This window comes from Tenacibaculum soleae (assembly GCF_001693415.1).
Taxonomy (GTDB): Bacteria; Bacteroidota; Bacteroidia; order Flavobacteriales; family Flavobacteriaceae; genus Polaribacter; species Polaribacter soleae.
Genome location: NZ_MAKX01000001.1, coordinates 293,351 through 307,869, shown reverse-complemented (window position 1 = coordinate 307,869; position 14,519 = coordinate 293,351). Strand labels below are relative to the sequence as shown.

15 protein-coding genes are annotated in these 14,519 nt (G+C 29.4%); 10 read left to right on the top strand and 5 right to left on the bottom strand.

The window, feature by feature from the left end; translation table 11 throughout:
• The first annotated feature begins 83 nt into the window (after positions 1–83).
• The 3 genes from BA195_RS01355 to BA195_RS01345 are packed head-to-tail and all read left to right on the top strand — an operon-like array spanning position 84 to position 3,225.
• The gene (locus BA195_RS01355) at positions 84–956 is read left to right on the top strand and encodes a transporter (protein WP_068701674.1); all 873 of its coding nucleotides are present in this window, start codon (positions 84–86) and stop codon (positions 954–956) included.
• A gap of 21 nt (positions 957–977) precedes the next feature.
• A complete protein-coding gene (locus tag BA195_RS01350; protein ID WP_141677638.1) occupies positions 978–1,973 on the top strand; it encodes a glycoside hydrolase family 113 in 996 nt (331 codons plus the stop codon).
• Complete coding sequence (locus BA195_RS01345) at positions 1,963–3,225, top strand: BamA/TamA family outer membrane protein (RefSeq protein ID WP_068701669.1); 1,263 nt, start codon at positions 1,963–1,965, stop codon at positions 3,223–3,225. The genes BA195_RS01350 and BA195_RS01345 overlap by 11 nt, the downstream gene beginning before the upstream one ends.
• A gap of 10 nt (positions 3,226–3,235) precedes the next feature.
• Here BA195_RS01345 and BA195_RS01340 read toward each other — a convergent pair whose 3' ends face one another.
• From BA195_RS01340 to BA195_RS01325, 4 genes are all read right to left on the bottom strand, one after another.
• The gene (locus tag BA195_RS01340; RefSeq protein WP_068701667.1) at positions 3,236–4,120 is read right to left on the bottom strand and encodes a sterol desaturase family protein; all 885 of its coding nucleotides are present in this window, start codon (positions 4,118–4,120) and stop codon (positions 3,236–3,238) included.
• A 47-nt stretch (positions 4,121–4,167) separates the two neighbouring features.
• Positions 4,168–5,163: an inorganic phosphate transporter gene (locus tag BA195_RS01335; protein WP_068701665.1), complete on the bottom strand. Its 996-nt coding sequence runs from the start codon at positions 5,161–5,163 to the stop codon at positions 4,168–4,170.
• Between the two features lie 115 nt (positions 5,164–5,278).
• On the bottom strand, positions 5,279–6,025 hold the full coding sequence (locus BA195_RS01330) for a uroporphyrinogen-III synthase (RefSeq protein ID WP_068701663.1): 747 nt from the start codon (positions 6,023–6,025) through the stop codon (positions 5,279–5,281).
• A gap of 12 nt (positions 6,026–6,037) precedes the next feature.
• Complete coding sequence (locus BA195_RS01325) at positions 6,038–6,685, bottom strand: DUF4271 domain-containing protein (protein WP_068701661.1); 648 nt, start codon at positions 6,683–6,685, stop codon at positions 6,038–6,040.
• 81 nt (positions 6,686–6,766) lie between these two features.
• On the opposite strand from BA195_RS01325, the gene BA195_RS01320 reads away from it, so the two are divergent.
• From BA195_RS01320 to BA195_RS01310, 3 genes are read left to right on the top strand one after another with little or no spacing between them, the layout of a single operon-like run.
• On the top strand, positions 6,767–7,489 hold the full coding sequence (locus BA195_RS01320) for a polyprenol monophosphomannose synthase (RefSeq protein WP_068701659.1): 723 nt from the start codon (positions 6,767–6,769) through the stop codon (positions 7,487–7,489).
• A gap of 2 nt (positions 7,490–7,491) precedes the next feature.
• The gene (locus BA195_RS01315) at positions 7,492–8,829 is read left to right on the top strand and encodes a dihydroorotase (RefSeq protein ID WP_176714935.1); all 1,338 of its coding nucleotides are present in this window, start codon (positions 7,492–7,494) and stop codon (positions 8,827–8,829) included.
• The gene (locus tag BA195_RS01310; protein WP_068701655.1) at positions 8,830–9,285 is read left to right on the top strand and encodes a DUF4296 domain-containing protein; all 456 of its coding nucleotides are present in this window, start codon (positions 8,830–8,832) and stop codon (positions 9,283–9,285) included.
• On the opposite strand, the gene BA195_RS01305 is transcribed toward BA195_RS01310, so the two are convergent.
• Positions 9,286–10,344, bottom strand: coding sequence for an NAD-dependent epimerase/dehydratase family protein (locus BA195_RS01305; RefSeq protein ID WP_338116831.1), 1,059 nt, complete (start codon positions 10,342–10,344; stop codon positions 9,286–9,288).
• 4 nt (positions 10,345–10,348) lie between these two features.
• Between BA195_RS01305 and tyrS the strand changes: the two genes are divergently transcribed.
• From tyrS to BA195_RS01285, 4 genes are all read left to right on the top strand, one after another.
• Entirely contained in the window at positions 10,349–11,653 is a 1,305-nt protein-coding gene (gene tyrS / locus BA195_RS01300; protein WP_068701652.1) for a tyrosine--tRNA ligase, read from the top strand.
• Positions 11,654–12,021: 368 nt separating this feature from the next.
• Positions 12,022–12,348, top strand: a complete 327-nt coding sequence (locus BA195_RS01295; protein ID WP_084442997.1) for a hypothetical protein — start codon at positions 12,022–12,024, stop codon at positions 12,346–12,348.
• 252 nt (positions 12,349–12,600) lie between these two features.
• Positions 12,601–13,401, top strand: coding sequence for an MbnP family protein (locus BA195_RS01290; protein WP_068701648.1), 801 nt, complete (start codon positions 12,601–12,603; stop codon positions 13,399–13,401).
• Positions 13,402–13,472: 71 nt separating this feature from the next.
• On the top strand, positions 13,473–14,510 hold the full coding sequence (locus BA195_RS01285; RefSeq protein ID WP_068701646.1) for a cytochrome-c peroxidase: 1,038 nt from the start codon (positions 13,473–13,475) through the stop codon (positions 14,508–14,510).
• Positions 14,511–14,519 lie beyond the last annotated feature (9 nt).

The following is a 14,519-nucleotide window of genomic DNA, read 5'->3' as shown; positions in this document are numbered from 1 at the left end:
AATTTAGAATGGTTTTAAATAAAGATAAAATGCAAGTAAATTAAAAATACTACGTCTTATAATTCAATTAAAAAAGATTAAAAATGAAAATTAAATTCGGTTACATTGTTGCAATAGTGTTGTTTAGCGTTATAAAAGGTTACTCTCAAGAAAAAGAGTTAGAAAAAAGTAATATACAAACGTATACACCATCAAAGCTATTAAATAAAGGGCAATGGGATGTTAAATGGGGAAATAACTTATATACAGAAACAAAATTTGCAAATGAAAACGGAGATTCAAAATCAAAATTAAGAGAAAACTTTTTTACATCGTCTGTTGAGATTTTTACAGGGATTTCAGATAATAATCGTTTTAATATTGGTTTTTTAGCAGAGTTTAGATCCAATACAATTGGTGGGAGGCAAGCTTTATCTGTTTTTAGTTTAGAAAGTGGACAAACCGAAAGAAAAGGAATTACCTCTATTGCTCCGGCAATTAAATTTCAACCATTAAAAAGCTTAGGAAATTTATCGATACAATCTGCAATTCATATTCCTTTAGTTGATGTTGAGCAAGATGCTAATGGAGTTTTTTTAGATCAAGCTTCATGGATTTTTCAAAATAGATTTTTTTATGACTATACATTCGAAGGAGGTAAATGGCAACTATTTACTGAACTAAATACTGAATATAGTTTTGGAGAGGAAGGTAAAAGTTATGCTAATAATAGCTATTTATTAGTGCCAAGTGTTTTTATGAGTTATTTTCCATCATCTAAAGCAACTGTTTTAGGGTTTGTTCAACATTCTGAGCGTTTCGGAGATTTTACACAAGATTATACTGCGTTAGGTTTTGGAGGAAAATACCAATTAACTAAAGAGTTAAATATAGAAGCTTTGTATAGTAATTTTGTTAGAGGAACCAATAATGGATTAGGGCAGAGTTTCAATATTGGCATACGAGCGTTATTTTAAAAAATGTGTAAATTAGGAGTTATGAAATTATATAAACTCCTTTTACTTTGTTTGCTCTGTTTATCGTGTAAAAGTCAAACAAAAAAAATAAACGGAATTAGCTTTGTAGCTTCTTCTGATAAGATAAACCAAAAACATACATCCCCAGTTATAAAGGTGTCTGCCAATTATGTTGCGCTGATGCCTTTTGGTTTTATTAAAGATTTAGCATCACCTACAATAACTCATAATACAAATCGACAATGGTTTGGCGAAACTGAAAAAGGAGTAATTCAATATGCTGAGGAATTTAAAAAGAATAATATTAAACTGATGATAAAACCTCATATATGGGTTTGGAAAGGCGAGTTTACCGGAAATATAACAATGAAAAATGAAGATGATTGGAGGGTTTTAGAAACATCATATGCAGCATTTATTTTAACGTATGCAAAAACAGCACAAAATTTAAAAGCTGATATTTTTTGTATTGGTACCGAATTAGAACAATTTGTTAAAAATAGACCGGTTTTTTGGGAAGGACTGATAAAAAAAATTAGAAGTATTTATAAAGGAAAACTTACTTATGCAGCCAATTGGGACGAGTATAAAAGAGTGTCTTTTTGGAATGAATTAGATTATATAGGTATTGATGCCTATTTTCCGTTAAGTGATAAAAAATCACCAACTCTCAAAGAATTTGAACAAGGTTGGCAAATTCATAAAAAGGAAATTGATAAGGTTATAAAAAAAGTAAACAAACCTGTTTTGTTTACAGAGTATGGATATAGAAGTGTAGATTATACAGGGAAACAACCTTGGGAGTCTAAAAGGGTTATTGATAAAATAAACCATCAAAATCAAAAAAATGCAATGCAAGCTTTGTATAATCAATTTTGGAAAGAAAATTGGTTTGCTGGCGGGTTTATTTGGAAATGGTTTCATAACCACCAAGAAGTTGGTGGAGAAAAAAATAATAGGTTTACGCCACAAAATAAACCAACAGAAGAATTAGTTAGAAAATTATATGCGCAATAAAATAATAGTGTTTTTAATTATTGGAATCAATTTTTGTTCATTTTCACAAAAAAATAAAATTCTTGATGTAAAAATTAAAGGGTTAAAAAAAACAAAAATAGGGCTGATAAAAAAGATTTTAGCAACTAAAAATAACACTTCTTTAGATTCTGTTTTGTTAAGTAAAGATATGGTGCGTTTAAAACGTTTGCCTGCAATTTCACATGCTTATTTTCAAGTATTTCATTCACATGAAAACAAGTACAATGTTTTTGTAAATGTTGTAGAAAATCATACGCTAATACCAGAGTTTAACCTTTGGACGACTACGAATGAAAAAACAGCGTATAAAATTGGGGTTTCAGACTATAATTTTCTAGGGCAAAATATTATTCTCGGAGCATTTTATCAAAATAACGGATTTGATTCATATGGTATTAATTTTAAAGCACCAACATTGTTTTCTAATAAATGGGGTTTGGCGTTAAATCATCAAAAATGGATAAGTGAAGAGCCTTTGTATTTTGATGATAAAACGGCTAATTACAAATATCAAAACACATCATACGAAGCGCTTGCTTTGTATCAAACAAATTTTAAAAATAACCTACAGTTTGGGTTGAATTATTTTATAGAAAAATACAATTATTTATCAGGAAGTACATCGCCCGAGGTTCCTTTAAAACTAAACGTAAATAAGTGGTTGTTTAAAATAGTTTATACTTACGATAATTTAAATTATCATTATCAATATATAAGTGGATTTAAAAGTCAATTTTATGGACAATACGTGATTTCTGAAAATGAATATCAAGATGATTTTTTAGTTTTTTGGAATGATTTTTTATATTACAAAAGAGTAGGTGAAAAAGGAAATTGGGCAAATAGATTACGAGTAGGCTTGGCATCAAACATAAAAAGTCCGTTTGCACCTTTTGCATTAGATAATAACGTAAACTTAAGAGGTGTTGGTATTTTAGTTGATAGAGGTACAGGTAGTATTGTTTGGAATACCGAATACCGACACACAATGTATGAAAATAATTGGCTAGCAATACAAGGAAATGCTTTTGTTGATGTAGGTAGTTGGCGAAAACCAGGGGGTAGTTTTAGTGATTTTGTTAAAGCGAAAAATACACAAGCATACTCAGGATTAGGATTACGGTTTATCAATAAAAAAATATTTAATGCAATATTTAGAATTGATTATGGATATGGTTTAACTAAAAATGCATCAAAAGGATTTGTTTTTGGAATTGGGCAGTATTTTTAAGTTCATTTAATTACTTCTCGCGCAGCGGATACAATTCTTGACTGATAAAATCTTGTGGGAAATTTTCATCATTTTCAAAACCTAATTCAATATCTCTTCCATTATACGGAATGTAATTTGTTTTAAAAATATAATCCCAAATACTTAAGGTTATTCCAAAATTGACACCGGTTTTTCTGTTTTCTGGAAGTTCTTTTGCATGATGCCAAATATGCATTTTAGGATTGTTTAAAATGTATTTTAAAAAACCATAATCCCAGTTGATGTTAGCATGATTTAAATGACCAATAGTAATGTTAAAAAAATGAACAAAAGCTACATCTTTGGCTGTAAAACCACCGATAATTGCTAACGGAATGTACTTCATTGAATTGTATAACACAGGTTCCATCCAGTGATAACGTAAATGCGCAGCAAATCCCATTTCTTTTACTGAATGATGTACTTTGTGAAATTTCCACAAAAAATTATATTTATGTAACAATGTATGTGTAAACCATTGCACAAAATCGATAATTATAAAAAAGATAAAAATTCTTATCCAAAAGTTAAATTGATTAATATCAAAAACTTGAAAACTCTTAATTGATAAATTGAACGTATTTAAAAAATCATTAAAAAATTGTGCTGCCGAATTAGATAAAGCTATTAAAACGATTAAATTCAGTATAAAGAAGTTAAAAAACATATAAAAAACATCTAGCCAAAAATCTTTTCTAAATATTGATTGATTTTTTCGCCAAGGAAAAATTATTTCTAACGCCCAAACAACTAAAGAAATTATAATTAAACCGTAAAAATAATTCTCCCAATTTAATTCCATTAAAACAGATTGTTTCAGATAGTTCCAATAATCTGTATAAGAGTTTTTTATAATGTCTAAATATTTATTCATTTACATATAAATTATGTTAGTAACTACACAATAAATATACTAATTTTTTATCCTACAATTTCTAGTAATTTAAAAATCAGCGCACTCATAATTGCTGCTATTGGTAAGGTAAGTATCCAAGATAAAATAATCTTACCAATTACTTTATAGTTTGCTTTTTTTGTAACGGTTCCAATTCCAAAAAGAGAACCAACTGAAACATGTGTTGTAGAAACAGGTAAGCCATGAACACTTGCGGTAGTTACTAATAGCCCGGTAATTATATTGGCGGTAAAGCCTTGACCTGAGTTCATTTTTGTAATTTTGTTACTCATTGTTTCCCCTACTTTTTTAGCATTTATCAATCCACCTAAAGCCATAATAATTGCAACAGAAATCATGCTCCATTTAATGTTAATTGTATTAATAATTATTAATAAACCTACAATTTTAGGAGTGTCGTTTAATCCTCTAGCAAAACTTACAATACCTGAACTTATATAATGTAACGAATCTAAAATTTTGTTAGAATCTATGTTTAATAAAGTTGAGTGTTGTTTATTTAATGTGGGTATTTGTTTTCGTAAAAATTTAAAGAATAAATAAACAGTTAAACTTAAAAATGCAGCCATGAGTGGACTAACAATTAATGGGATTAAAAAAGTATTACTAAGTTTTGTAAAATTAAATTCTGCACCTACGGCCATAATTCCTGCACCCAATAAACCACCAACTAAACTGTGTGTTGTTGAAATAGGCATTCCTATTTTAGTTGCAGTAAAAACGGTAATAGCGGCACCTAAGGCAATAGCAATTGCAAAATTTGGAGTTTGTATTAAATCATTAGGAACTAATCCTTTTCCTGAAAAATTCTTTACTAATTCTTCTGCTAAGAAAATAGCAGCAACAGCCCCTGAAAAAGTTGTAATTGTAGCCCAATTTATGGCTTTTTTATAACTAGTAATTCCCGCGCCAAATAAGGTAGCAACACCTTTAAAATTATCATTTGCACCATTACTGTATGCTAAAAAACATGCGGCAATAAAAAGAAGTAATAAGATCATTGAATTTAATTTTTCAATTTTGACGTAAAACGTACTTTATACTTACGGATATAAAAAAGAAAACCATCAAAGAACAAAATCTTTGATGGTTTTTATAATTATAAAAAAGTAAATGTTACTTTTTGTTGTTGTCTTTAATATATTTATCTAAAGCCATAGTCATTGAAGGAGTTTCAGGTGTTGGTGCAGCAATATCTACACGCAACCCTCTGTCTTCAACAGCTTTAATTGTTGAATTACCAAAAACAGCTATTCGAGTGTCATTTTGTTTAAAATTAGGGAAATTTTTAAATAAGCTATCAATTCCTGAAGGACTAAAAAACACTAAGATGTCGTAAAAAACATTTTCTAAATCTGATAAATCACTCACAACTGTTTTATATAAATCAGCACGTTTCCAATTTACACCTAATTTATCTAATTCTGCTGGGATTAACGGTTTTAGTTTATCTGACGAAGGAAGTAAAAATTTTTCGTCTTTATGTTTTTTTATCAATTTACTTAATTCAGGAAAAGTACGAGTACCCACATAAATTTTACGCTTTCTGTATACTACATATTTTTGTAAATAATAAGCTACAGCTTCTGATTGGCAAAAATATTTCATGCTATCTGGTACTGTGAAGCGCATCTCTTCAGCAATTCTAAAAAAATGATCTACTGCATTTCTACTCGTTAAAATGATTGCAGTATAGTTGTTTAAATCAATTTTTTGAGATCGAACTTCTTTTCCGTCAATACCTTCAACATGAATAAAAGAGCGGAAATCAATTTTTACTTTTTGTTTTTCAGCTAAATCAAAATAAGGAGAAGTTTCCGTCTTAGGAGCTGGTTGAGAAACTAAAATAGTTTTTACTTTCATATATTTTTCTCTTTACGTAGTCGTTGTTATTTTATAAACAATTAATAGCGGTGCTATTTCAAGGGTGCAAAAGTACAAAATAAAATAAAATAACTTACGTAATACTATCTTTTTGTTGTTTTTTAAAATTAAAAACCCTCTGAAAATAAATAAGATACCAAAACACATTAATAAAAAAATAACACTATTAAAGGCATATTGATACACAATAATAATAGGAAGTAGTAGTAAGCAGAGAGAGTTTAAGTATTCTGATTTAAGTACTAAAAAATACTTAATAATAGGTGAAAGCCCTAATGTATTTGATAGGAAGAAATTTAAAAAATGTTTTATAGATAAGTAAGAGATAGAGAAAGAAAATATAATTAAATAATTAAAAAAACTAACATCATAATCAGTATCAGTTAAGTTGATTATTAAAATTAAAAAAAGAGCAATCACAACCGAAGAAAATAAAAACAATAATAAATTAAAAGGTGTGTAAAAAGAAGTGTTATTAGTTACTTTTTTTTTAAAAAAACCAGGGGTGAAAAAAGCAAGGGTGTAACCAAATAACTTGTTTGGCGCAAGTAATTTCATTAACGCTAATAAAATAATAGCAAATACAATTACCAAAGTAATCCAATTATTGTCAGTTATAATGCGTTCTATTGCTTGCAATTGTATTTGTTTTATGCTTTTATTTAACACAAAATTAGTGATTATTTAGTGTATATTTGCTCAGATTTAGATGAAAATTACATGAAATCAGACGCTTTAGTTATAATTCCTACTTATAACGAAAAAGAAAACATCGAGGCAATAATACAAACAACCTTTAATCAAAAAAAAGAGTTTGATATTTTAGTTGTTGATGATAATTCACCTGACGGAACAGCAGATATTGTAGAAAAATTACAAAAAACATATCCAAATAATCTTTTTTTAGAAAAAAGAGAAGGTAAAAACGGTTTAGGTACCGCATACATTCATGGATTTAAATGGGCTATAAATAAAGGTTATGATTTTATTATTGAAATGGATGCCGATTTTTCGCACAATCCAAACGATTTAGTAAAATTATACGAAGCTTGCAAAAATAACGGGGCAGATGTAGCTATCGGGTCACGTTACTCTGTAGGTGTAAATGTTGTTAATTGGCCTATGAGCAGAGTGTTATTGTCTTATTTTGCTTCAAAATATGTGCGTTTAATTACAAGAATGCCAATTCATGATACCACTGCAGGTTTTGTATGCTACAAAAGAAAAGTTTTAGAAAAAATACAATTGGATAAAATTAAATTTATAGGATATGCTTTTCAGATAGAAATGAAATTTAAAGCTTGGAAACATAAATTTAAAATAAAAGAAGTTTCGGTAATTTTTACTGATAGAGTTTTAGGACAATCAAAACTAAGTTCAGGAATTATAAAAGAAGCTATTTTTGGAGTTATAAAAATGAAATTAAAAGGTTTACCAAAATAATTATGAAATCATATTTAATAAAAAACGCAACTATTGTTAACGAAAACAAAGTTTTTAAAGGCGATGTTTTAATTGAAGGGAATTATATAAAAGAAATTTCAACCGAAATTAATGCGAATTCAAATGTTGAAATTATCGATGCAGAAGGAAAATATTTAATTCCGGGTATGATTGATGATCAAGTACATTTTCGTGAACCAGGATTAACTCACAAAGCAAATATAGCTACCGAAAGTAAAGCAGCTATTGCTGGTGGAATAACATCGTTTATTGAAATGCCCAATACGGTACCGCAAGCAACTACGCAAGAGTTGTTAGAAGATAAATTTATAACAGCCTCTAAAACATCGTATGCTAATTACTCATTTATGTTTGGTGGTACGAATGATAATTTAGAAGAGTTGTTAAAAACAAATCCTAAAAATGTAGCAGGAATTAAATTGTTTTTAGGATCATCAACTGGAAATATGTTAGTTGATAACGAAGAAGTTTTAGAAAAGATATTCTCATCAACTGATATGTTAATTTCGGTACACTGCGAAGATGAAGCTACCATTAGAAAAAATACCGAAGAATATAAAGCAAAATATGGTGATGATATTCCATTAAAATATCATCCAATTATTAGAAGTGAAGAAGCTTGTTATTTATCATCTTCAAAAGCAATAGCGTTGGCTAAAAAAACTGGCGCAAGATTACATGTTTTTCACTTGTCAACAGCTAAAGAAACAGCATTATTTAGAAATGATATTCCGTTAGAAGAAAAGAAAATTACCGCCGAGGTTTGTGTGCACCATTTATGGTTTACAGACAAAGATTATGAGGAAAAAGGAACTCACATAAAATGGAATCCGGCAGTAAAATCTCAAAAAGATAAAGACGGATTATGGAAAGCTTTATTGGATGATAGAATTGATGTAATTGCCACCGATCATGCGCCGCATACTTTAGATGAAAAAGATAATGTATATACAAAAGCACCTAGTGGAGGCCCATTAGTACAACATGCAGTAACAGCTATCTTAGAAAAAGTAAAAGAAGGAGTTTTACCAATTGAAAAAGCGGTAGAAAAAATGTGTCATAACCCAGCAAAATTATTTAGGGTAGAAAAACGCGGATTTATAAAGGAAGGTTTTTATGCCGATTTAGTTTTGGTTGATACTGATAAAAATTGGACGGTTGCTAAAGAAAATATATTATATAAATGTGGATGGTCTCCTTTTGAAGGTGTTGAGTTTTCAAGTAAAATAACACACACTTTTGTAAACGGAAACTTGATGTTTGTTAATGGGGTTTTCGACGAGAACACAAAAGGAAAACGCTTAGAGTTTAAAGCATAAATGAAAAAAATAACCTACATAATCGTTCTGTTACTTATTACTTCATGCACCACAAGTAATACTATTTACAAAGCACCAAAATCTTTAATCCCTAAAGACTCTATGGTTATTTTGTTAACAGATATGTATATCGCTTCATCTGCCGAAAATGTTAAAAATAAGTTTTTAAAAAAAGAAAAAAACTATATGATGTTGGTGTATGAAAAGTATAAAATTGATAGTTTACGATTTGATCTTAGTAATAAATATTACACTTCTGAAATAGAAGAATATTCTGATATGATTAAAGAAGTGAAAAAGAATTTAGACTCTATAGAAACATATTATATAGGAAAAGATACCTTGAGGGGTAAAAATAAAAAAATTGAGGACAAATTAATTTTAGAAGAAGATTTTAAGGAAGAAAGTAAAGTTGTTTTTAAAAGAAAACCGTTAAATATAAAGAAGCGTGAATAATTATGAATTATAATTTTCACAAATTTGATTGATGGACGTATTGATTAATTCAAATTTAAAATTCAATTTTTTTACTATTTTTTCTGACGAATAATAAGATTTATTGTGAGAGGCCTTTGCTGAATTTTTAGTTAGCAAAGGCTCTTTTTTTGTTATCAAAGTTATTACCGAATCAATTCTCCAAATAAACGAAGTTATTAGCGTTCCAACTTTTATATACGGTTTCTTTTTGTGCAAACCATCTGCAATAGTAAATAAAACATCTTTAAAAGATTTATTTTCTGATACCAATACGAATCGTTCGTTTTTAATATCAGATTGCAATAATAAAATCATTGCTTTTACAACATCTTTTACACTTACAAACCCAGTAATACCTTCTGTGTAAAACTTAAATCCATTGTTTATTTGTGTAAATAATTTTCCCGATCCTTCATTCCAAAAACCGCTGCCTAAAATTACCCCTGGGTTAACAATTATAACATCTAATCCTTCTTGACTACCGCGCCAAACTTCCATTTCGGCACCGTATTTTGTAATCGAATACCCGTTATTGTTGTCTTCGTCTGCCCATTCATTTTCCTCATCAATAGGTTTTCCGTTTATAGCTTTTCCAACCGCAGCAATAGAGCTTACAAAGCAAAACTTAACAACTTTAGCATCAATAGATAAGTTAATCATGTTTGCGGTACCATCAATATTTACCTGACGCATCTTTCTATAATCCTTCGGATTAAAAGAAACCAAAGCAGCACAATGATATACATTTGTTATACCTTTAAAAACAGGAATTAAAGATGGAATTTCAGTAATATCAGCCTTAATCCATTCAATTTTGCTAAATAATTGCTCAATATTTTCGGTATAGTAAGAAAATATTTTTTTTACCTTTTCTTTTTTTTCTTCAGTTCTATAAATAGCACGAATCGTATCATTTTTTTGAGTTAAATGATATAATAAATGTGAGCCTACTAAACCTGTTCCTCCTGTAACTAAAATCATATAACGAAAATAGAATTTTTTAAACGATAAATGTATCTTTGTGTCTTTAAAACTCATAAAAATGACCAAAAATTTAGTAGCAGAATTACGTTGGCGTGGAATGGTTCACGACATGATGCCAGGAACAGAAGAGCAATTACAAAAAGAAATGACGGCAGCATATATTGGTTTTGATCCAACATCTGATTCATTGCATATAGGAAGTTTGGTGCCAATTATATTGCTTGTACACCTTGAAAAAGCAGGACATAAACCTGTTGCTTTAGTTGGTGGAGCTACTGGAATGATTGGTGATCCGTCAGGAAAATCAGACGAACGTAATTTATTAAATGAAGAAGCTTTAGCTAAAAATGTTGATGGAATTAAGCGAACTTTAGCACGTTTTTTAAATTTTGATAATGGTACTGAAAACTCTCCAATTTTAGTTAACAATTACGATTGGATGAAAAATTTTTCATTTATCGAATTTGCGCGTGATGTTGGTAAACGTATTACAGTAAATTATATGATGGCGAAAGATTCTGTAAAGAAACGAATTTCTGGTGATTCTAATAACGGAATGAGTTTTACCGAATTTACGTACCAGTTAATTCAAGGATACGATTTTTATCATTTGTATAAAAACCATAACTGTTTGTTACAAATGGGAGGTTCAGATCAGTGGGGAAATATTACTACTGGTACCGAGTTAGTGCGTAGAATGAATGTTGGTGAAGAAGCAAAGGCATATGCAATGACCTGTCCGTTAATTACCAAAGCAGATGGTTCTAAATTTGGAAAATCAGAAGGAGGAAATGTGTGGTTAGATGCCGATAAAACATCTGTATATAAATTTTACCAATTTTGGTTAAACACTTCAGATGAGGATGCTGAAAAGTATATTAAAATATTTACCTTTTTAGATGAAGCTACTATAAATTCATTAATTGAGACACATAAAGAAGCACCACATCAAAGAGCATTGCAAAGAAAATTAGCTGAAGAAGTTACTACTTTTGTACACTCAAAAGAAGCATTAGACAAAGCAATTGCAGCTTCTAATATTTTATTCGGAAAATCTACATCGGAAGATTTAAAGAGTTTAGACGAGCAAACATTTTTAGATGTTTTTGATGGCGTACCGCAAGCGGAAGTTTTAAAAGCAGATATTTCAGAAGGTTTATCAATGATTGATGCATTGTCAGGTAAAACTAGTTTTTTAAAATCTAACGGAGATGCAAAAAGAGCTTTAAAAGAAAATGCGGTATCGGTAAATAAAGAAAAAGTAAAAGAAGACTTTACAATTACAGCAAAAGATTTAATTGCTGATAAATATGTGTTATTACAACGCGGAAAAAAGAGTTATTTTTTATTAAAAGTAGCGTAATTAAGAAGCTATTTTAATATCAAAAGTTAAAGGGCATCGCTTACAGTTGATGCCTTTTTTTTGGTACTTATTGCAGCATTTATTTTTAGGTTTTATACAGTTAGCAGTGCAAATAGAAGTGCATACGGCTTCTTGTTGCATTGAAACAACAGGAAGAGCTTTTTTATTTTGAGTATAAAATACAATCATAACTTATGTAATTCGGTGCAAATATACTACTTTATTTAGAATAAATTAAAATAGTATTTTCTTAAGTTTTAGTTGAGTAAAAAAAATACTTAAACTATCTTTGTACTAAGTATTTTTAAACATAAGTTTTGTTACAAAAACTAAGTATATATTTTTTCATCTTATTGTACATGGTCGCTATGTTACGACCTATAGCTCCCTTTGTAGAGTATGCAATAAACTACGACTATATATCAAAAGTGTTATGTATAAATAAAGATAAACCAGCACTTCAGTGTAATGGTAAATGTCAATTAATGCAAAAAATACAACAACAACAAGATGATGACTTTAGATCTTTACGAATTGTTGCTGAAGATTACCCAATTGGTTTTGTAGAGTTGCTTAGTTTAAAAGATAAAAAACAAAAGAAACATATAAACCAGACTCATTTTTTTTACAAACAAACCTATTCTTATTTGTTTGTATCTGCTACATTTCATCCACCAAATACTTTTCATTTATAACGGTTGGCTTAATTTATACTTGTGTTTATAATATGAGTATAACATGCTATTTATTAAATAGAATTTCGATCAATTTATCTATTCTTCTGTTTGTTTCCTAATGTTAAATTTTAAGCAAATGTTTAAAATTTAATTAAGAAAAAATACAGTACAAAAAACTGAACTAATTTTAGTTTTTAGATAAAGCAGTTTGATCAAATAAAAAATAGTTGACAAACATAAAACAGTTTGTCAACACTAAAAACGTATAAAATGAAAAAAACAATCACTTTATTGGCAATTACTATTGCCTTTACTTTCGCGTCTTGTAGCGATAATACTCCTTTGGCTTTAGAAGGAAAAAATAATATTTCAATAGAATTTGATAACTCATTTAAAGGAGATGATTTAATTTTAGGAAACACTTCATACACTAATGGTAATAACGAAAACTTAACCATAAGCGCTTTTGATTATATCGTAAGTAATTTTGTTTTAGTTACTGAAAGTGGTGAAGAGGTTATATACCCTAAAGAAAAGGGGTATTTTATTATTAGCGAAGGTGGTGGTGATAAAGTTAAAAATGTAAAAGTAATGTTAGAAGATGTTCCTGCTGGGATGTATACTCAACTAAAATTTGGTATTGGTGTAGATCAAGAAAGATATATTCAAGGACAAGCAGCGCAAGAAAATTTTTGGACTAAAGCTGAGGACTACAGCTTAACTTGGAGCTGGCAAGCTGGTTATAAATTTGTGGTTTTAGAAGGTGGTTTTAAATCAGCTACACAAATTGAAGAGAAAAATTTTATGTTACATATTGCAAGCAGAGGGACCACGGTAGATTTGTATAAAGAGGTAACACTTTCGATGGAAACAGCACTGGTTAGCAATGATAAATCTCCACAAATTCATATACAAGTTGATGCAAGTAAAATGCTTGACGGCGCTAATAAAGTTAAACTTTCTGAAGGAGAAACGATAATGGGCGGAGAAAAAGCAGGGTTAGTTGCCGAAAATAACAAGGAAATGTTTTCGGTACACCATGTGCATAATGGTAGTGATTCTCATCACTAAACTCACATTAAACCTTAGAAGTTTTTTAAATTTCTAAGGTTTATTTCAATTACTTAAAAACATTTATATAGATGAAAAAGTATATACTATTAATAATAGGTATGTGTGTTTTTGTTGGTTGTAATAATGATGAAGGAGTTTACGAAAAAGTACCAATAACATTCGTAAAACCGAGTAACTTTCCCGAAGTAACGTATACTTTAAATAATAATCCGCTTACCGAAAAAGGTGTCGAATTAGGTAAAAAGCTATTTTATGAAGGTAAGTTGTCATCCGACGGAGTCGTTGCTTGTGCATTTTGTCATCAACAAAAATTTGCATTTACACATCATGGGCATCAGTTTAGCCATGGAGTAGACGATAGAAAGGGAACACGTAACGCGCCACCAGTACAAAATATGGCATTTCAAAAACAGTTTTCTTGGGATGGAGCAGCCTTTCATTTAGATTTATTTTCAATTATTCCGATAACAAATCCAGATGAAATGGGCGAAACCGTAACCAGTATTTTAGAAAAATTACGAAAAGACGAAATGTATGAAAAATTATACAATCAAGCTTTTGATGACGGTCAAATAAATACAGAAAATACTTTTAAAGCCTTGTCGCAATTTATGATAACGATGGTTTCATCAAACTCTAAATACGATAAGTATGTTAGACACGAGTCTGGTGGTAATTTTACAATTGAAGAAAAAGAAGGCTTGGACTTATTTAAAAGTAAATGTGCCACTTGTCATAAAACAGCATTATTTACCGATGATGCTTTTAGAAATAATGGATTGCCTATAAATCCAGCAATTAATGATTTAGGCAGAATGCGAGTTACACTTGTAGAAGACGATAAGTATAAATTTAAAGTACCAAGTTTAAGAAACATTGCTTTAACGGCACCTTATATGCACGACGGTCGTTTTGGATCGTTAGCATCAGTACTTAATTTTTATGCAAACGGAGTACAAGAAACTCAAAATTTAGATCCCATATTAAAACATGCTAATGGAAATTTAGGAATTTCAATAGCAACAGATGAAAAAAACAAAATTATAGCATTTTTAAACACATTAACCGATGATGAATTTATTGAAGATAAAAGATTTGCTGAGTAAAAAAACACA

Excerpts from the sequence above, each read along its gene's own strand:
- BA195_RS01355 (WP_068701674.1), top strand. The coding sequence starts at position 84 with ATGAAAATTAAATTCGGTTACATTGTTGCAATAGTGTTGTTTAGCGTT.
- BA195_RS01350 (WP_141677638.1), top strand. The coding sequence starts at position 978 with ATGAAATTATATAAACTCCTTTTACTTTGTTTGCTCTGTTTATCGTGT.
- BA195_RS01345 (WP_068701669.1), top strand. The coding sequence starts at position 1,963 with ATGCGCAATAAAATAATAGTGTTTTTAATTATTGGAATCAATTTTTGT.
- BA195_RS01340 (WP_068701667.1), bottom strand. The coding sequence starts at position 4,120 with ATGAATAAATATTTAGACATTATAAAAAACTCTTATACAGATTATTGG.
- BA195_RS01335 (WP_068701665.1), bottom strand. The coding sequence starts at position 5,163 with ATGATCTTATTACTTCTTTTTATTGCCGCATGTTTTTTAGCATACAGT.
- BA195_RS01330 (WP_068701663.1), bottom strand. The coding sequence starts at position 6,025 with ATGAAAGTAAAAACTATTTTAGTTTCTCAACCAGCTCCTAAGACGGAA.
- BA195_RS01320 (WP_068701659.1), top strand. The coding sequence starts at position 6,767 with ATGAAATCAGACGCTTTAGTTATAATTCCTACTTATAACGAAAAAGAA.
- BA195_RS01315 (WP_176714935.1), top strand. The coding sequence starts at position 7,492 with ATGAAATCATATTTAATAAAAAACGCAACTATTGTTAACGAAAACAAA.
- BA195_RS01310 (WP_068701655.1), top strand. The coding sequence starts at position 8,830 with ATGAAAAAAATAACCTACATAATCGTTCTGTTACTTATTACTTCATGC.
- BA195_RS01305 (WP_338116831.1), bottom strand. The coding sequence starts at position 10,344 with ATGAGTTTTAAAGACACAAAGATACATTTATCGTTTAAAAAATTCTAT.
- tyrS (WP_068701652.1), top strand. The coding sequence starts at position 10,349 with ATGACCAAAAATTTAGTAGCAGAATTACGTTGGCGTGGAATGGTTCAC.
- BA195_RS01295 (WP_084442997.1), top strand. The coding sequence starts at position 12,022 with ATGTTACGACCTATAGCTCCCTTTGTAGAGTATGCAATAAACTACGAC.
- BA195_RS01290 (WP_068701648.1), top strand. The coding sequence starts at position 12,601 with ATGAAAAAAACAATCACTTTATTGGCAATTACTATTGCCTTTACTTTC.
- BA195_RS01285 (WP_068701646.1), top strand. The coding sequence starts at position 13,473 with ATGAAAAAGTATATACTATTAATAATAGGTATGTGTGTTTTTGTTGGT.